The organism is Brucella sp. BE17 (assembly GCF_039545455.1).
GTDB lineage: Bacteria > Pseudomonadota > Alphaproteobacteria > Rhizobiales > Rhizobiaceae > Brucella.
The window spans coordinates 1312915-1329197 of the sequence record NZ_CP154467.1 but is presented as its reverse complement, the minus strand read 5'-3'; the positions used below and the strand labels follow the sequence as shown (position 1 = coordinate 1329197).

The following is a 16283-nucleotide window of genomic DNA, read 5'->3' as shown; positions in this document are numbered from 1 at the left end:
CCCCTTGATGCGAAGAATGATTATTCTTCGGTCTTGGCTTCTTCTTCGCCAGCTTCGCCTTCTTCCGACTTCAATGCAGCCGGTGCAGCGATGGTGGCGATGGTGAAGTCGCGATCCTGAATGACGGTCGATGCACCCTTCGGCAGCTTGGTCGCCGAAATATGGATCGAGTCACCGACTTCAAGGCCGGTCAGGTCGAATTCAAGACCATCCGGGATAGCATTGGCAGGAACGATCAGTTCGACTTCGTGACGAACGATGTTCAAAACGCCGCCCTTCTTGATGCCGGGAGCTGCTTCTTCGTTCTTGAAGTGAACAGGAACATTCACGGTGACGACCGACTTCGCTGATACGCGCAGGAAGTCGACGTGCTGCGGGAAGTCACGGACCGGATCGAGCTGGTAATCCTTGGGGAGAACCTGAATTTTCTTGCCGTCTACTTCGACCGTGGCAACTGTGGTTTTGAAACCGCCGCCATGGATCTTGTAGAAGATTTCCTTATAGGAAACCGCAATAGGGAGTGGCTCCTGCTTGTCGCCATAGATGACTGCAGGAATCTGGCCGTTGCGACGCAGTTCGCGGGAGGACCCCTTACCAACCCGGGTACGCAGATCGGCCTTGAGCACGTAAGAATCGCTCATGGCATTTCCTTTCGATGTTACTGGAGAACCGTTTTGAAAACGGCATGAAACAGCCCCAAAGCCTTTCACAAAGGTGAAAAGCTGGACCGCTTCATTCCACGTTGCCTCCAAGGGTGTCTACGTGGATGGCGGTGCTATAGAGGAAAGCGCTTTATGGTGCAAGCTTTTCAGCCGTATTTTACAGCTTCTGTGGGCTTTGCCTTTGGTGGCTGGCAATGACGCTTGCGAAAATGTTAAGCCTCTGCCTCGAATGCTCATAGTCGAGTCATTATTGCAATCAAAGATCACGAGGAAGCGAAATGCAGGTCGGTATCGACATGGGGTCTGGTGCTGGAAGCGGGGCTGCCTCGGCAGCAGCGCTTGGCGGTGGCAAGCAGGCAATGCTCGATCTCGAAGAACTTTTGGCCACCCGTCTTCTCGTGCAGGGCAATTCGGGTTCCGGCAAGTCGCATCTTCTGCGCCGCCTGCTCGAACAAAGCGCGCAATGGGTGCAGCAATGCATCATCGACCCGGAAGGCGACTTCGTCACATTGGCCGATCTTTACGGTCATGTCGTCGTGGATGCGGCCCGCACAGAAGCCGAACTCACCCGCATTGCCGCGCGTATCCGCCAGCATCGCGTGTCGGTGGTGCTTAATCTCGAAGGCCTGGACGTCGAGCAGCAGATGCGCTCTGCCGCGGCCTTTCTGGGCGGCCTTTTCGATGCCGAGCGCGACTACTGGTATCCGATGCTTGTGGTGGTGGATGAAGCACAGCTTTTCGCGCCTGCCGCAGCCGGCGAGGTCTCGGACGAAGCGCGTAAACTCTCGCTTGGTGCCATGACAAACCTGATGTGTCGCGGGCGCAAGCGCGGCCTTGCAGGCGTCATTGCCACGCAGCGTCTCGCCAAGCTTGCGAAGAATGTTGCTGCGGAAGCCTCCAATTTTTTGATGGGAAGAACCTTTCTCGATATCGATATGGCGCGTGCAGCCGATCTTCTGGGCATGGAGCGCCGTCAGGCTGAAATGTTCCGCGATCTGCAACGCGGTCATTTCGTGGCATTGGGACCTGCTTTGTCACGCCGCCCGCTGCCGATCAAGATCGGGGCGGTGGAGACTTCGGCGCGTTCGTCGTCGCCAAAACTCATGCCGCTGCCTGATGCGCCTGAAGACGCGCGCGAGCTGATTTTCACACCCGCACCTGAAGAAATCCGCACTGTCGTGCGTCGCAGCCCGCCACCGCCGCCACCACCATCGACAGCGGAAATTCTGGCGCAGGTGGCAAAACCCAAGCCGGAAAGCGAGCCTGCCGAAGAACCATTGTTCCCCGGTATTGCCGAAGCGGAGCGTGAAGAGCTGCTGGAAAAGGTCATGCGCGAGATCGTCGATGACCCAGAAGCCTCGTTTCGTTCCGTCGCAGTGCTTTATCAGGATTTTCTGGTACGCTGCCGTATTCATCGCGTTCCGGGTGAGCCATTGGCGCTGCCTGCTTTCCGACGCAGGCTGGCGGTTGCGAAGGCAAGCATTGAAAGCAATGTCGCCACCAGCGAAACGTGGCAGCAGGCACTCACACTTTCAGAAAGTCTGACCGACGACGTGCAAGGTGTGTTCCTGATCGTGGCACAGGCTGCCGTAACCGGTGCCCTGTGCCCATCGGACGCTGTATTGGCGCGCGCCTATGGTACGCATTCCATTAGTCGTGCGCGGCGTTTGCTGACCTATTTCGAGGAGCGCGGACTTCTGGTCGTGCGCAATGATTTCAAGGGAATGCGCATCGTCAACTTCCCCGATCTTGGCTGTGAAACGGCGCCTGGTGATCCGAATGCCCCGGATGTGCAGGCGGAAGGACAGGCCGCTGCCGAATGAAAAAAGGCCGCGTGATGCGGCCCTTTTCAATTCAATCGGTCTTTTTTATCAATCGAACAGGCTTGATACGGATTCTTCGGCTGCAGTGCGGGCGATTGCTTCGCCGATCAGGCTTGCAATCGGTAGAACACGGATATTCGATGCATCGTTGATCGCGGCCGTTGGCTGGATGGAGTCGGTAATCACCAGTTCCTTCAGCGTGGAGGACGCGATACGCGCAACTGCTCCGCCCGAAAGAACGCCATGCGTGATATAGGCTGTGACGCTTTTTGCGCCCTTGGCCAAAAGTGCTTCTGCCGCATTACAGAGTGTACCACCTGAATCGACGATATCGTCAAATAGCAGGCAATCCTTACCGGATACATCACCGATGACATTCATAACCTCCGACTCGCCCGGGCGTTCGCGCCGCTTGTCGACGATTGCCAGTTGCGCGTCGATGCGTTTTGCAAGCGAGCGGGCGCGGACGACGCCGCCAACATCCGGCGAGACCACCATATAGTTGCCCGTCGCATAATTGGCCTTAACATCGCGGGCGATAACCGGAACCGCATAAAGATTGTCGGTCGGGATATCGAAGAAGCCTTGGATCTGTCCGGCATGAAGGTCAAGCGTCAAGACACGGTTGGCACCGGCTTCCGTGATGAGGTTTGCGACCAGCTTTGCAGAAATCGGTGTGCGTGGACCGGGCTTGCGGTCCTGTCGGGCGTAGCCAAAATAGGGCAGAACGGCGGTGATACGCCGTGCCGAGGAGCGGCGGAACGCATCGATCATGATGAGAAGTTCCATCAGGTGATCGTTTGCCGGATAGGAGGTCGATTGAAGAACGAAGACATCTTCGCCGCGCACGTTTTCCTGAATCTCGACGAAAATTTCCTGATCTGCAAAGCGGCGGACGGTCGCCTTGCCCAGCGGAATATTGAGATATTGAGCAACGGATTCGGCAAGAGCCTGATTAGAATTGCCTGCGAAAAGTTTCATTCTTTTTGCCTCTGACGCCGATGCGATAGGTTTGCGGTTTCAATCTGTCGCAAAAAGTCCTGAAACCGGACGATATCCTTCTTTCCGGGCATGAGCCGCAACGAAGCAGGCCCGGCAATGTCCTAAAAACTTTAAAGCTGCGTCGTTTCCGGCTCTCGCTTAAATGCCGCTGCTTACAAGGTTTTCTCGAATGCGCGGCCTATTGCAAAGAGTCACCCTCATTGCAAGGGCTCGATGGTCACAATTGCTCAAAAAGGCTGCTTTTTTCCATTGATGCTTGCACTGAAAGTTCGATTTAGCAAGCGATTTCAGTTCCTTGCCTCTATCCAACTTATTTATGCGCGATTTGCCGCAAGCCAGCTCGAATATTCCTGCATTGTGCGGTCAGCGATTGCCTGCATGGCGGCGGGCTGCACCACGCTCCATGAGTCTTCGCTGGCACCTTGTACTTTTTCCTGCCCCTGAATGCGGTGCAGGCGGTTTCCGGATGCGTCAAGCACGTCCCAGACATAAAGAACTGTCGTTTGATTGTCTTCGGAAAGCGCTGAGAAATAGCCCTTCATCACATAAGCGGCGCTTGGATCATTACTGCCTGCAAGCTTTATGCCTTTGGCGCGGGCATCGTCGCTCATACGATGGGTGAGTGGCGTGACCACGCTGACGGGCGCACCGACGATCGGTGCAATGTGGAGGTTGCCTGGTTTCAGTGTCGCGGTGCGGGCAGGCGTGGCTGTTGTTGTCGCGGTTCCTACCGTTTGCGCAGAGGGCTGCACTGAGCTGCTGGCCGTGTTCTCCCCAATGTTTTGGCCAGAGGTTTGATCAGAGGTTTGATCAGTATTTTCCGCTGTGTTCTTTGCCGTCTGCTGGCTATTCTGCACGTTTAATGCGGATTCCGTGCTGTTGCAGCCCGTCAGAAAACCGGCAAGCAATATGATTGTTACGTAACGGCTCGTGCGCATGGCAGCTTATGCTCCTGAAAATACAGGCGAATCTCGCAAAGGCGGATTTATCGCCGATCGCAAGCCATTTGACAATGATATCAAGTTACGAGCAAATCAAGAGAGTGACGCGACAAAGGCTGGGCAGCGCCATTGGTTGTGAGGTAAGTCCGCCCCAGCGTCATCGCCGTGCCGCTGTCGGAATCCATGATAATCATGTGCGCGAACAGCGTCATATCAGGTTGGATGGTTTCCGTGTTGCCGGAATAAAACATCTGCGGGTCCATCCATGAGGGCGTGAAGCGCGCACCGACCGAATAGCCGCAGGCATTGAGCCGGTGACGTGTCAGCTCGTGGGCTTCGAGCGTGCGCGCGTGGGCATCAAAAACATCGCCGAAGGTAGAGGCCGGGGTCATGGCTGCTTCGACCGCTTCAAGGGCTTCGCGTGCCGCATCGTAAAGTTTGCGGTGCTGTTGCGATGGTTCGCGGATGAGGATCGTGCGCATCATTGGCGCGTGGTAATGGCGAAACACGCCGGACCATTCGAGTGTAAGCTGGTCACTTGCAGCAAGCGTGCGCCGACCTGCCTTGTAACGGCAAAGCAGCGCATCTTCGCCTGAACCGATGATATATTCGTTTGCCGGATAGTCGCCGTCGCCTGCAAAATTAGCGCTCATCATCGCCGCTAATATGTCGGCCTCGCTTGCACCGGCGCGTGTTGCTTTAAGTGCCGCGTCAAGTACGTCGTCGCTGAGTTCCGCCGCGCGTTTCGCAAAGGCTATCTCGGCAGGGCTTTTCAGAAGACGCAGGCGGTCAACCATTCCGGAAGCGTCGAAGAGTTTGGCAAAGCTTTGCAGCTGTTCGTCGAGCTTGCGTGCATTTGCACCGGTAAGCCCATGCGTTTGATATTCTATACCGATGCGGCAGCCGAGCAGGTCGAGGTCCGTCAGGATATTGCGTAGGTCAACCGCCGGATTGGCATTGTCACGGTCAGTCCACACGACGATGTTTTCAATATTGGATGTATGGCGTGCCTGCCTGAGATCAGCAGAGCGCGTCATCAGCACCATCGAGCCGTCGGCTTTTACGACGAGACACTGGAAGAAGCAGAAGCCGAATGTGTCATAGCCGGTGAGCCAATACATGCTCTCCTGTGCAAACAGGAGAAGGGCGTCGAGTTTTTCCTCTTCCATTTTCAGGATGAGGCGGTCACGGCGGGCGGCAAATTCTTCCGGCTCAAAATGAAGGGCCATGCGGTTCTCCTCAATCTGCAATGATGGCAATCGCGGCGATCTGGCGCCCGTAATCGGGTTCCTTACGGTGGGTGGTTCGCCGGTAGGAATAGAATTCGTCTTCATTGGCATAGGTGCACTGGCGTAAGCAATCCGCCTCGACACCCGCAGATGTCAAACGATCCGTGATAAAGGTCCACAGATCGAAGAGATGGTGGCCTTCCTTGCCCGAAGTGCGAAAATATTTCGTATAGGATGAGTCTTTAGCCGTGAATTCGGCGCGAAATTCTGATCCGACTTCATAATTATCCGGGCCGATAGTGGGGCCGAGGACAGCGACTATATTTTCCCGTCGCGCTCCAAGGCCAATCATCGCTTCGATGGTGTTTTCCAGAACACCGGTTAGCGCACCGCGCCAGCCCGCATGGGCTGCACCGATGACACCCGCCGCATGATCGGCAAACAACACCGGCCCGCAATCCGCCGATAACGCACCGATCGCAATGCCCGGCACGCTCGTTACCATGGCATCGGCTTTTGGGCGTTCGCCCGTGATCGGCCCGGTCACATGCACGACATCGGGCGAGTGAACCTGATGTACGGTCATGAGATGGTCAGGCGCTACACCGAGGAAATCCGCAACGCGGCGTCGGTTTTCCGTTACCTTTTCTGGCGCATCATTTGAGCCCGCACCAACATTCAGCCCGGCATAAATGCCTTCCGAGACGCCGCCTCTGCGCGTGAAAAAGCCATGCGCTATGCGCGCCCCGTTATGCCCGGCTTGACCATCCAGCAAGCGAGAGAGAAGTGGGTGGGGTTGATCTCTTAAACTCTCGTTCATCGGGTCAATATGCGCTTTCTATCAAACGGCGGGATGGTGCGGGACGGTTTGTTGCTTGTCAATCGGGCTTTTTCCGCTCATGTCGCATCGAAAGGTATGAGCTGTGTGGCTGGATCGGCTGCGACAAGTACCTTGAACAGCGTTCCCATCTGGTCGGGTGCGGCAAGCCGCTCGACATCGTTGCGTATTTTCTCCTGAAAAGCGCTGTCGCGCCCTGAACCCAGACGTCCCGCACGATCAATCAGTCCCATGGCAAGCAGAAATTCCCCTTGCGTCATCGTGCGGGTTTTGCAGCCATGCCCGCGTGCTGTTCTCTCCAGCACGTCAAAATCGACATGGCTTGTCAGGTCGGCTATGCCGGGATGCGCGAAGACGTCGTCATAGTCATGTTTGATCATGGCTTGTAACGTATCACCGAAGCCAGAACGCAAATGGCCGTAATCGATGGCAAGGGCTGCGCCACGCTGCTCAATGATATGGCGTGCGACTTCCTGCATCAGCGCCGTTCGGGCGGGGGCGGCTTCGAAGATCGTGCCTTCAGGCGCCTGCGCGTAGTTTTCGGGCAGGAGCGCTGGATCGATACCGGCAGCGCCGCTGACGAATTGAAATTCGCCGCCTTTATCGAGGCCGATCATACGCTCGACGAAGCGCTCGCCGGATTTCACGAACTGGCGAAAGGGGATGGCGTCGAACAGTTCATTGGCAACGAGGATCAGCGGTCCGTCGGGAATGTCTGTGAAGCGCTCGAACCATCCGATACTCGCACTGCTTTGAGAAAGTTTTTGCTTTTGCAGATCGGCAAGGCGCGGACTCGTCTCAACCATCGCGATGCTTGCAGAGGCGACGAGCTGCGGGGCAAGTTTTGCCATGGTGCGCAGCATGTCGTTCATCAATGTGCCGCGACCGGGGCCGATTTCGCAGATCACCGCATTTGTAGGGCGCCCAAGCGCGTCCCATATGCCGATAGCCCATATGCCGATCAGTTCACCGAACATCTGGCTGACTTCGGGTGCCGTGATGAAGTCGCCTTCACGCCCAAAGGGGTCGCGCGTTATGTAATAACCTGCCTCGGGATCTCCGAGGCAGGTGGCCATATAGTCGGCGACACTGATCGGCCCTGTGGCGGCGATCAGCCGTTTGAGCCGGTCTTTGAGCGGCGTATCAGGCATTTCGGCTGGCGGATCGGTTGGCGCGCCACACGGCCCACAGACCAAGCAGCACCATAGGCAGCGAGAGCAACATACCCATCGTCAGCCAGCCGCCGAAAAGATAACCGAGCTGAGCGTCCGGCTGGCGGAAGAATTCGACAACGATGCGGCTGAGGCCATAACCTGTGACGAAGACACCGGCGATGAAGCCCGGCTTTTTCAGTTTTTTTCTACCCCAGATGAAGGCGAAAAGCACGAAGAACAGCACAAGCCCTTCAAGAAGAGCTTCGTAAATCTGGCTTGGATGGCGCGGCAGCGGGCCGCCATTTGGAAAATAAACCGCCCAGGGCGCATCGCTGACCCGGCCCCACAATTCCGAATTGATGAAGTTTGTGATGCGCACAAGGCCGAGACCGACAGGAACGCCTGCTGCAATCGTATCGAACATGCTCCACACACCGATCTGACGCGAACGGGCGAAAAGCATCATGGCAAGCGTGACGCCGATGATGCCGCCATGGAACGACATGCCGCCATCCCATATGGCGGGTATTTCCAGGGGGTTTGCGAAGTAATAAGAAGAATTGTAGAAAACCGTGTAGCCGATGCGTCCGCCCAGAATCACGCCGAGCGCTGCCCAGATGACGAAATCATCGAGTGCTTCGGGTTCCATGGGTGGTTCGTTGTTTGCCCAAAGACGGTGATTGCGCACGAGCTTCTTGGCATACCACCAGGCAAACAGGATGCCCACGACATAGCCAAGTCCGTACCAATGCACTGCCAGCGGACCAACCGAGAAAATAACCGGATCAATATTTGGAAAAGCGAGGGCCGAAGCGGGCAGCAACGTCTCTATCATAAAATCACTCCATTTTGGCACGGAACATGCTGGAGGAAGCGGCAGCGGTCAAGCGCTTCTGCATTGCCGATTTTGTCGCTTATCTGATCACTATGCACAGGCGTGCTTGCATCAGAGGCGGGACGGCCCTATTTCAAATTCAGGAATTATGATGTGTTCCTAGCGAAAACAAGGAAAATTGCCATGACCAGCGGACAGAACCGGGTTCTTGATGAACTCGCCAAGCTTGTGACCGATGCTGCGGGTGCTGCGCAAGGCGTGCGCCGTGAAGTGGAAACTGCGTTGCGTTCGCAGGGCGAACGCGTTCTCAATACGCTTGATGTCGTTCAGCGCGAAGACTTCGAAGTCGTGCGTGAAATGGCGATCAAGGCACGGGCAGAAAACAGTGCGCTTTTGGCACGAATCGAAGCGCTGGAAGCACGTCTTGCCAAATTTGAGGCTGCTTCCGAGGCCAAACCGTCAAAAACTTCGTCTGCTTCGACAAAATCCAAAGATATTTCCTGATTATTTATCAACAGGCCTCAGGCGGTAAAAACCCTTGTCTTAGAATCGCTTAAGACAAGGGTTGCTGCGGGCTTCTTGCAAGTTTCCACATGCTTTCATGTCTCTTTTTTGAAAAGGGGCTGGTGTTCAGATTCAGCATCAATAGACTGAAAACACTACATGATTCGAAACCATCACGGCGGAGGGTCATGGAAGGGGCGGCAAGGGGCAGTAAAGTTAGTTTTCGCGTAATTCAGGCTGCTTTCCAGTATCAGTTGCGTATGTGCGTGTGCCATTGAGGCGCTTGCATGCCTTGGGGTGTGCGGGTTTCTCGACCGATCAATTCGTGCCTGTTTTGCGCTTTTAGCATGTAATCAGGTGCAGGCGGGCCTTATGCGCGCCGGGAATTCGGAAGCTTTCTTTGCGGAGGCTTCCCAGAACAGGACATGGACATGAGCCTTCTTGAGCTTGAATTCGCACGCGAAGCGCATCCTGTGGATGTGATCGAACAGGTGGCGCATTCAAACGACTGGTCATTCGAGCGGACAGGCGATGATGAAATCGCGATCTCGGTTGCAGGCAACTGGAGCGACTATCATATCTCGTTTTCGTGGATGGAAGATTTCGAGGCGCTGCATCTTGCCTGCGCCTTCGATATCAAAGTGGCAGAGCCGCGTGTAAACGAGGTCATGCGTCTGCTTTCGCTGATCAATGAAAAGCTTTTGATGGGGCATTTCGATCTCTGGCAGCAGGAAGGGGCGATCATGTATCGCCAGTCACTGCTGTTGGCAGGGGGTGTCGAGCCGACCAGCCGTCAGGTGGAAGTTCTGCTATCGGCCGCGCTGGAGGCTTGCGAGACCTATTTTCAAGCCTTCCAGTTCGTCGTCTGGTCCGGCGTCAGCGCACGCGAGGCGCTTGAAAGCGTGGTGTTCGAGACGGTCGGACGCGCCTGACGAGGCTTGAAGGGGTTGGCAATGAGCACGACAATCACATGGGATGATTTCGAGAAGGTCGATATCCGCGCTGGAACCATCGTGGAAGCGGTGCCGTTCCCTGAGGCGCGCAAGCCCGCCTTCAAGCTAAAGATCGATTTCGGCGAGACGATTGGTATCAAGAAATCCTCAGCGCAGATCACCAAGCATTATGATCCAGCCGAACTGGTCGGAAAACAAGTGCTTGCCGTTGTAAATTTTCCGCCGCGCCAGATCGGTCCGTTTATGTCAGAGGTTCTGACGCTCGGTCTGCCGGATGACACCGGTGATGTCGTACTGGCGGCCATCGACAAGAGCGTACCCAATGGCGGTAAACTTTTCTGATTTGCGTTGATCATTGTCCTTATGCAATTTTGCGAGGCGTGAAACAGCGAACGGATATCCGATGCAGGCATCGATTGTTGTGGCAGTTGGCGGAGCGATTGGAAGCCTGTTGCGGTACTGGTGCACGCTCTGGCTTATGCCCATCAGCCGCGATATGCCGTGGAGCACCATCTTCATTAATATAGTTGGTTCATTCGCCATCGGTTTTTTCGCCATGCTGACCTTGCCGACAAGCCGCTTCGCGCTGCCTGAAATCTGGCGACTGGCCTTTATGGTTGGAATTTGCGGCGGCTTCACCACATTTTCCGCGTTCAGCCTGCAAACATTCGAGCTGCTGCGGCTCGGCATGCCGGGGCGTGCCTTTCTCAATATCGGTGTGTCCGTCTTCGCCTGTCTCGCCGCCACGGCATTCGGCTATATGGCTGCGCAATATCTCAATAAGCTTTAAAACCCTATCATGCGGGAATGCGGATGATGGCGCGTAACCCTCCAGTGGGGGCGTCTTCGAGCATGATGTCACCGCCATGGCTGCGGGCGATATCGCGTGCAATTGCCAGGCCAAGTCCGCCGGTGCCACCCGAATCCTGTGTGCGCGCTTCATCCAGACGCACGAAGGGTTTGAACACATCCTCGCGCCGTTCTTCTGGAATACCCGGTCCGTCATCATCCACGACAACGTTTAGCCAGCCGTCGGAATGCGCGATGGCCAGTTCAACGTTCTGTGCATGGCGGAAGGCATTGGAAACCAGATTGCTCACAAGTCGCGAGAATGCGTTGGGGCGAACATGAACCTGGCTGTTGCCCACAATCGTATATTTGAAGCCACGTTCACGCAGCCGCGCTTCATTTTCAAGCTTTTCACACAGCGGATGGACATCGTAATCGCCCGGTTCTTCGGATCCCTCGCCACGCGCAAAGGCGAGATAGCCCTCGAGCATGGTCTGCATGTCGGCAATGTCCTGATTGAGCGGTTCGGTATCGATAGCGTTTCCGGTCAGCGCCAGTTGCAGTTTGAAACGGGTCAGGATGGTGCGCAGATCATGGCTGACACCCGATAGCATGGCGGTGCGCTGTTCGATCTGGCGTTCGATGCGTGATCGCATCTGGATGAAGGCAATACCGGCCTTGCGCACTTCTTGCGCACCGCGTGGTTGAAAACCTTCCGGCATGGGTCGCCCTTTGCCGAAACTTTCGGCGGCTTCCGACAGCTGCTGGATCGGCTTGATCTGGTTGCGCAGGAAGGCAACGGCGATGATCAGCAGGACCAGAGCCGTACCCACCATCCATGTCAGGAAAATACCGGTGTTGGAGGCATAGGCCTGACTGCGCCGTGCAAAGACGCGCAGAACCTTGTCTTCGAGTTTGATGCGTATTTCAATGAGGTCCGAATCGCCAACCGTGTCGACCCAGAACGGCCTGTTGATCTGTCGGGTGATTTCCTCGCTCAAAAAATAGTCGAGAATGGCGAAGAACGGCTTAGGACCCGGAGGAGGGAGGGGGTCGGGTGGGAGAATCGAGATATTGAGCGCAAGGCGCTGCTGTGACATGCGGATCAGATTATCGTAGCCGGGTTCCTGCGGATAGGTTTCCAGAATATCGATGATTGCAGAGATATCGCGCACCACAGCAGTTGAAAGCCGTTCCGTCACCATCTGCCAGTGCCGTTCCATGAAGACATAGGCGATCACCGACTGAAGCAGCACCATTGGGGCAATAATAATGATCAGTGATCGCGCATAAAGCCCTTTCGGCATGATGCGCGCTAAGTGACGAGAGAGCTTTTTCCAGAGCGTCATCGTGTCAGAACGTCCCAACGAGCCTGCGGTTGCTCAGCATCTTGAAAAGGCGGGTATTGTAAGGCCGTATCAAGCCTGCCAACCTATTCGATGCTGAGTTTGTAGCCGATGCCGCGCACTGTCTGTAGCCAGACCGGATTGGCGGGGTCCTGCTCGATCTTGCGGCGCAGCCGGTTGATCTGGACGTCGATCGTGCGTTCGCCGACATCGCCGTCCTGCCCGGTCAATTCATGACGCGGAATTGTATCACCGGCGCGTTCGGCAAAGATCGCCATGATGTCCTGTTCACGGTCGGTAAGCTTTATGGTTTCAGTGCCCTTTTTCAGCTCGCGGCGCGGGATAAAGAATGTGTAGGGGCCGAATACGATCTGTTCGATCTTCGGCTGCGCCAGTGGCGCACCCCGGCGCAGGATATTGTTGATGCGCAAGGTGAGTTCACGCGGATCGAACGGTTTGGGAAGGTAATCGTCAGCACCTGCCGCCAGACCATCGACGCGGCTGTCGGTTTCCGACAAAGCGGTCAGCATCAGGATTGGTACGTTCTTTTGTTCGCGTAGCGAACGGGTGAGCGATACGCCGGTTTCGCCGGGCATCATGACGTCGAGAACCAGGAGGTCGAAATCAATGCCTTCGAGCTTGCGCCGTGCTTCGGCAGCACTTGCCGCCATGGTGACCCGAAAGCCGCTATTGGTCAGATATTGCGAAAGCAGGCTTCGGATTCGGTTATCATCATCGACAACGAGCAGGTGCGGCGCGTCATCCGAGGGTGTCTGTTCTTCTTCTCCAGCCATGGCGTCCTTCGATCCTATCAAATTCATATGTCTTCTTAGGCACTATTGAGCGGATGTTTGTTTGGGTTGTCCCAATCCTTGATTGCATCAGATGCATATTATCGGGCGAAAGCGAGCGCGTCCATTCGCCTGATCATGTGTTCTGCCTTATCCGAGCAATTAGTGATACGCAGCGTAATACTTTAAGTTTTACAGACAATCCCGACCCGAAAACGCATCGATCTGCATACGACGCTCAGGATTGACCATATTGTAAAGAAAACGTTCTATGACGATGCGTTCCTGGTCGCTGTAGCCCTCCAATGCCCGGGCGATCCGTCGTGACTGCGGCAGGGCCAGCGCCAGAGTAAGCTCGCGCCCGCTTCTGGTCGGATAAAGTTTGCGATGCCGCCGGTCATGCAGACCGGTCGCCTGCACCACGTGCCCTGTGTCGATCAGTTGCTTGAGAACGCGCGACAGGCTCTGTTTCGTGATGCGCAAAACATCAAGAAGTTCTGCCACGGTCATGCCCGGCTTGCGGTTGATAAAGTAAAGAACGCGGTGATGCGCGCGACCAAAGCCGATTTTCTCCAAAATGAGATCGGGGTCAGCGGTGAAATCGCGATAGGAAAAGAACAGGAGTTCGATAATGTCGAGATCAGTGGCCTCGTCATCCGTCAGTGGGTTGCTGACATAGTTCATATCGTTGGTCAAATTCACATCGGGGCTCCGTTCTGGCAATGTAAATATGTCAGTATTATTGACATAATTCAATTGCCCGGATAATTTTCATTCAGCATGGCCGTACATTGCAGAAGAATGTTTGCGCCAGCATTGTTTTGAGGAGAGATAATTACGCCTTTAAAATCCGTTTGGAGGGCGGGTTCCATTGGCCGATCTCGCCTAGAGGCTGGGGAGGACTATTTTCTGTTCATTCCGGCTCCGGTTTCAGCTTGCGCTACCATTCGCTCTGATCTCTAGGCATTTTGCGCTGAAAGGCCAGTCATGATGCAGAAAAAGCTGCAATCTTCCCGGTAATATCGATTTAGCCGCACAGAATTAAGCCGTAAGAGGCTTGATTTTTATGAAATCACTTCGAGGAGCAAAAACAATGGCGGAGATTTCTTTTGATCAACGCGATGGGTTTATCTGGCTGGATGGGGAGTTTGTGGATTGGAAGGATGCGAAGATTCACGTCCTCACTCACGCGCTTCATTATGCAAGCGCGGTATTTGAGGGGGAGCGCGCCTATGGCGGGGAGATCTTCAAGCTGAACGAACACAGCGAACGCCTGCATCAATCGGCACACATTCTGGGCTTCGAAATTCCCTATAGCGTCGAGGCTATCAATACGGCCTGTCGCGAACTTCTCGAAAAGCAGGGTTTCGAGGACGCGTATGTACGTCCGATTGCCTGGCGTGGCTCTCAATCGCTCGGCGTGGCCGCACAGCAAAATCGCATCCATCTGGCGATAGCGATCTGGCAATGGCCCAGCTATTTTTCACCGCAGGAAAAGATGCGCGGCATTCGTCTCGACATTGCTGAATATTGCCGGCCTGATCCACGCACTGCGCCATCGCGATCCAAGGCAGCCGGGTTATATATGATCTGCACCATTTCCAAACACGCCGCAGAGGCCAAGGGTTATGCCGACGCGTTGATGCTCGACTGGCGCGGCCAGGTGGCCGAGGCGACCGGTGCCAATGTTTTCTTCGTCAAGGATGGTGTACTGCACACGCCGGCACCGGACTGCTTCCTCGATGGTATTACGCGCCGCACTGTCATTGATCTCGCTCAGCGGCGCGGCATCAAGGTGATCGAGCGTGCGATTATGCCGGAAGAATTGGCCGACTTCTCGGAATGCTTTCTTTGTGGGACGGCGGCGGAAGTTACGCCTGTTTCGCAGATCGCAGACTATTTGTTCAAGCCTGCGGATATTACCAGCACCTTGCTTAATGACTATATGCAGGAAGTCCAGCCCAGGAAAAGGGCGGCTGAATAAATCATTCTTAACAGAAAAAAGGCGGCTTTCAGGCCGCTTTTTAGTTATTCTAATGCTTATTGTTTGACAAAGAAAAGTTTTGGATCATCATTTACATGTCGGAATCAGGTTGATTGGGTATTGAAGCGTATTGGGGTCTTGTTGCATATGGATCCGCTTTAATCGAAAGCAATCATACTGATGAAATTGTATTTTGTTTTTAGAATAATCTTAAACAGAGACGGGTGACAAACATGGAAACTCTACTGCCTATCATTCTTCAGCTTGTGGCCGGTGTAATTGGCGGTAATGTTGCAGGTGCCGCCAAAAATGTCAGTCTTGGTCCGGCAGGTAACTCCGTAGCGGGAGGTATCGGTGGTGTGATCCTTGGACAACTTCTGCCGTTACTCAGCAGTGGCGGGCTTGACGGATTGTTGAACGGAACCGCCGGTGATCTGGCAGGGGGCGGTATTGGCGGTATCGTTCTCACCGTTATTGCTGGCCTGATCAAGAACTCTATGGCTAACAAGGCGTGAGAGGGTGCCATTGAAAAAGGCATGGTCTTTTTCAAGCTGCGTTTTCATATCGGAGTGTCGTGAGAGGGGTGAACGGGTGGCTTTGTGCCACCCGTTTTATTTATACTGTCGATGCAAGGCTGAAATCGGGACTGGTTTGCCAGTCTCTTGCAAATGTATCAGAACGCCCTTTATGAGTGGATTACATTTGCCACGCCTGAATAATCTGCCTGATTAATTTGATGGAGCTTTCGCATGGGCCAACTAGAGGCCATTATCGTTCCCGTTACGCCGTTCCAGCAAAATTGCACTGTGCTATTCGACGGCGAGACCCGCAAAGGCGTGGTTGTTGACCCTGGCGGTGACGTTGCGCAAATTCTTGCAGCGATCAAATCGCAGGATGTCCAGATCGAGGCGATCTGGATCACTCACGGACATATTGATCATGCCGGCGGTGCGCTCGATCTGAAAGAGGCGCTCGGTGTCGAGATTATTGGCCCGCATAAGGATGACAAGTTTCTGCTCGATACGCTGGAAGAGACCGGTCAGAAATATGGAATTGGCGCAGGTGTACGCAATGTAACGCCCGACCGCTGGCTTGAGGAGGGTGACAGGGTTACGTTAGGAGAGCATGTTTTTGAAGTGCTGCATTGCCCCGGCCATGCGCCGGGCCATGTCGTGTTCTTTGACGCGGAAGCACGCTTTGCCATTGTTGGTGATGTACTGTTCAACGGCTCGGTCGGCCGCACCGATTTGCCTGGCGGGGATCATACTGCACTCATGCGTTCCATCGAAGAGAAGCTGCTGCCGCTCGGCGATGATATCGGCTTCATCTGTGGGCATGGCCCCGGTAGCCGTCTTGGTGATGAACGCCGTAGCAATCCATTCCTTACGAAGTAAAAAAGCCGCCCTGATGGGCGACTTTTGATTTTATTTCA

General features: G+C 54.9%; 18 protein-coding genes. 8 read left to right on the top strand and 10 right to left on the bottom strand.

Annotation, left to right across the window (positions count from 1 at the left end; genetic code table 11):
- Positions 1-20 precede the first annotated feature (20 nt).
- The gene (locus tag AAIB41_RS06455) at positions 21-641 is read right to left on the bottom strand and encodes a 50S ribosomal protein L25/general stress protein Ctc (protein WP_343312446.1); all 621 of its coding nucleotides are present in this window, start codon (positions 639-641) and stop codon (positions 21-23) included.
- A gap of 299 nt (positions 642-940) precedes the next feature.
- Here AAIB41_RS06455 and AAIB41_RS06450 point away from each other — a divergent pair, with 299 nt between their 5' ends.
- Positions 941-2485 carry an ATP-binding protein gene (locus tag AAIB41_RS06450; protein WP_343312445.1) on the top strand — a complete coding sequence of 515 codons (1545 nt, stop codon included), beginning with the start codon at positions 941-943 and terminating at the stop codon, positions 2483-2485.
- Between the two features lie 48 nt (positions 2486-2533).
- Here the strand turns inward: AAIB41_RS06450 and AAIB41_RS06445 are convergent, their stop codons facing one another.
- The 6 genes from AAIB41_RS06445 to lgt form a co-directional block, all read right to left on the bottom strand.
- Entirely contained in the window at positions 2534-3466 is a 933-nt protein-coding gene (locus AAIB41_RS06445; protein ID WP_343312444.1) for a ribose-phosphate pyrophosphokinase, read from the bottom strand.
- 335 nt (positions 3467-3801) lie between these two features.
- Positions 3802-4425 carry a hypothetical protein gene (locus AAIB41_RS06440; protein ID WP_343312443.1) on the bottom strand — a complete coding sequence of 208 codons (624 nt, stop codon included), beginning with the start codon at positions 4423-4425 and terminating at the stop codon, positions 3802-3804.
- An 80-nt stretch (positions 4426-4505) separates the two neighbouring features.
- Entirely contained in the window at positions 4506-5657 is a 1152-nt protein-coding gene (locus tag AAIB41_RS06435) for a Xaa-Pro peptidase family protein (protein ID WP_343312442.1), read from the bottom strand.
- Positions 5658-5667: 10 nt separating this feature from the next.
- On the bottom strand, positions 5668-6477 hold the full coding sequence (pgeF, locus tag AAIB41_RS06430; RefSeq protein WP_343312441.1) for a peptidoglycan editing factor PgeF: 810 nt from the start codon (positions 6475-6477) through the stop codon (positions 5668-5670).
- Between the two features lie 77 nt (positions 6478-6554).
- Entirely contained in the window at positions 6555-7646 is a 1092-nt protein-coding gene (locus AAIB41_RS06425) for a class I SAM-dependent methyltransferase (protein WP_343312440.1), read from the bottom strand.
- Positions 7639-8484, bottom strand: a complete 846-nt coding sequence (lgt, locus tag AAIB41_RS06420) for a prolipoprotein diacylglyceryl transferase (protein ID WP_343312439.1) — start codon at positions 8482-8484, stop codon at positions 7639-7641. The genes AAIB41_RS06425 and lgt overlap by 8 nt, the downstream gene beginning before the upstream one ends.
- A 183-nt stretch (positions 8485-8667) precedes the next feature.
- Here lgt and AAIB41_RS06415 point away from each other — a divergent pair, with 183 nt between their 5' ends.
- From AAIB41_RS06415 to crcB, 4 genes are all read left to right on the top strand, one after another.
- Entirely contained in the window at positions 8668-8988 is a 321-nt protein-coding gene (locus tag AAIB41_RS06415) for an accessory factor UbiK family protein (RefSeq protein WP_343312438.1), read from the top strand.
- Positions 8989-9419: 431 nt separating this feature from the next.
- Complete coding sequence (locus AAIB41_RS06410; protein WP_343312437.1) at positions 9420-9920, top strand: YbjN domain-containing protein; 501 nt, start codon at positions 9420-9422, stop codon at positions 9918-9920.
- Between the two features lie 15 nt (positions 9921-9935).
- A complete protein-coding gene (locus AAIB41_RS06405; protein WP_343312436.1) occupies positions 9936-10283 on the top strand; it encodes a tRNA-binding protein in 348 nt (115 codons plus the stop codon).
- 61 nt (positions 10284-10344) lie between these two features.
- Positions 10345-10731 (top strand): fluoride efflux transporter CrcB, encoded by a 387-nt coding sequence (gene crcB, locus AAIB41_RS06400; protein WP_343312435.1) that lies wholly within the window; start codon positions 10345-10347, stop codon positions 10729-10731.
- Positions 10732-10738: 7 nt separating this feature from the next.
- Here crcB and AAIB41_RS06395 read toward each other — a convergent pair whose 3' ends face one another.
- The 3 genes from AAIB41_RS06395 to AAIB41_RS06385 form a co-directional block, all read right to left on the bottom strand.
- Positions 10739-12079: an ATP-binding protein gene (locus AAIB41_RS06395; protein WP_343312434.1), complete on the bottom strand. Its 1341-nt coding sequence runs from the start codon at positions 12077-12079 to the stop codon at positions 10739-10741.
- 83 nt (positions 12080-12162) lie between these two features.
- Positions 12163-12870 carry a response regulator transcription factor gene (locus tag AAIB41_RS06390; RefSeq protein WP_343312433.1) on the bottom strand — a complete coding sequence of 236 codons (708 nt, stop codon included), beginning with the start codon at positions 12868-12870 and terminating at the stop codon, positions 12163-12165.
- A gap of 189 nt (positions 12871-13059) precedes the next feature.
- On the bottom strand, positions 13060-13569 hold the full coding sequence (locus tag AAIB41_RS06385) for a MarR family transcriptional regulator (protein WP_343312432.1): 510 nt from the start codon (positions 13567-13569) through the stop codon (positions 13060-13062).
- 391 nt (positions 13570-13960) lie between these two features.
- Between AAIB41_RS06385 and AAIB41_RS06380 the strand changes: the two genes are divergently transcribed.
- From AAIB41_RS06380 to AAIB41_RS06370, 3 genes are all read left to right on the top strand, one after another.
- Positions 13961-14851, top strand: coding sequence for a branched-chain amino acid aminotransferase (locus tag AAIB41_RS06380; RefSeq protein WP_343312431.1), 891 nt, complete (start codon positions 13961-13963; stop codon positions 14849-14851).
- 233 nt (positions 14852-15084) lie between these two features.
- Positions 15085-15366: a hypothetical protein gene (locus tag AAIB41_RS06375; protein WP_343312430.1), complete on the top strand. Its 282-nt coding sequence runs from the start codon at positions 15085-15087 to the stop codon at positions 15364-15366.
- Positions 15367-15600: 234 nt separating this feature from the next.
- The gene (locus AAIB41_RS06370; protein WP_343312429.1) at positions 15601-16245 is read left to right on the top strand and encodes an MBL fold metallo-hydrolase; all 645 of its coding nucleotides are present in this window, start codon (positions 15601-15603) and stop codon (positions 16243-16245) included.
- The last annotated feature ends 38 nt before the right edge of the window (positions 16246-16283 follow it).

What these genes read in the sequence shown, in the direction of transcription:
- AAIB41_RS06370 (WP_343312429.1), top strand. Translation starts at nt 15,601, where the DNA reads ATGGGCCAACTAGAGGCCATTATCGTTCCCGTTACGCCGTTCCAGCAA.
- AAIB41_RS06415 (WP_343312438.1), top strand. Translation starts at nt 8,668, where the DNA reads ATGACCAGCGGACAGAACCGGGTTCTTGATGAACTCGCCAAGCTTGTG.
- crcB (WP_343312435.1), top strand. Translation starts at nt 10,345, where the DNA reads ATGCAGGCATCGATTGTTGTGGCAGTTGGCGGAGCGATTGGAAGCCTG.
- AAIB41_RS06450 (WP_343312445.1), top strand. Translation starts at nt 941, where the DNA reads ATGCAGGTCGGTATCGACATGGGGTCTGGTGCTGGAAGCGGGGCTGCC.
- AAIB41_RS06425 (WP_343312440.1), bottom strand. Translation starts at nt 7,646, where the DNA reads ATGCCTGATACGCCGCTCAAAGACCGGCTCAAACGGCTGATCGCCGCC.
- AAIB41_RS06440 (WP_343312443.1), bottom strand. Translation starts at nt 4,425, where the DNA reads ATGCGCACGAGCCGTTACGTAACAATCATATTGCTTGCCGGTTTTCTG.
- AAIB41_RS06455 (WP_343312446.1), bottom strand. Translation starts at nt 641, where the DNA reads ATGAGCGATTCTTACGTGCTCAAGGCCGATCTGCGTACCCGGGTTGGT.
- pgeF (WP_343312441.1), bottom strand. Translation starts at nt 6,477, where the DNA reads ATGAACGAGAGTTTAAGAGATCAACCCCACCCACTTCTCTCTCGCTTG.
- AAIB41_RS06445 (WP_343312444.1), bottom strand. Translation starts at nt 3,466, where the DNA reads ATGAAACTTTTCGCAGGCAATTCTAATCAGGCTCTTGCCGAATCCGTT.
- AAIB41_RS06380 (WP_343312431.1), top strand. Translation starts at nt 13,961, where the DNA reads ATGGCGGAGATTTCTTTTGATCAACGCGATGGGTTTATCTGGCTGGAT.
- AAIB41_RS06410 (WP_343312437.1), top strand. Translation starts at nt 9,420, where the DNA reads ATGAGCCTTCTTGAGCTTGAATTCGCACGCGAAGCGCATCCTGTGGAT.
- AAIB41_RS06435 (WP_343312442.1), bottom strand. Translation starts at nt 5,657, where the DNA reads ATGGCCCTTCATTTTGAGCCGGAAGAATTTGCCGCCCGCCGTGACCGC.
- AAIB41_RS06390 (WP_343312433.1), bottom strand. Translation starts at nt 12,870, where the DNA reads ATGGCTGGAGAAGAAGAACAGACACCCTCGGATGACGCGCCGCACCTG.
- AAIB41_RS06375 (WP_343312430.1), top strand. Translation starts at nt 15,085, where the DNA reads ATGGAAACTCTACTGCCTATCATTCTTCAGCTTGTGGCCGGTGTAATT.
- AAIB41_RS06395 (WP_343312434.1), bottom strand. Translation starts at nt 12,079, where the DNA reads ATGACGCTCTGGAAAAAGCTCTCTCGTCACTTAGCGCGCATCATGCCG.
- lgt (WP_343312439.1), bottom strand. Translation starts at nt 8,484, where the DNA reads ATGATAGAGACGTTGCTGCCCGCTTCGGCCCTCGCTTTTCCAAATATT.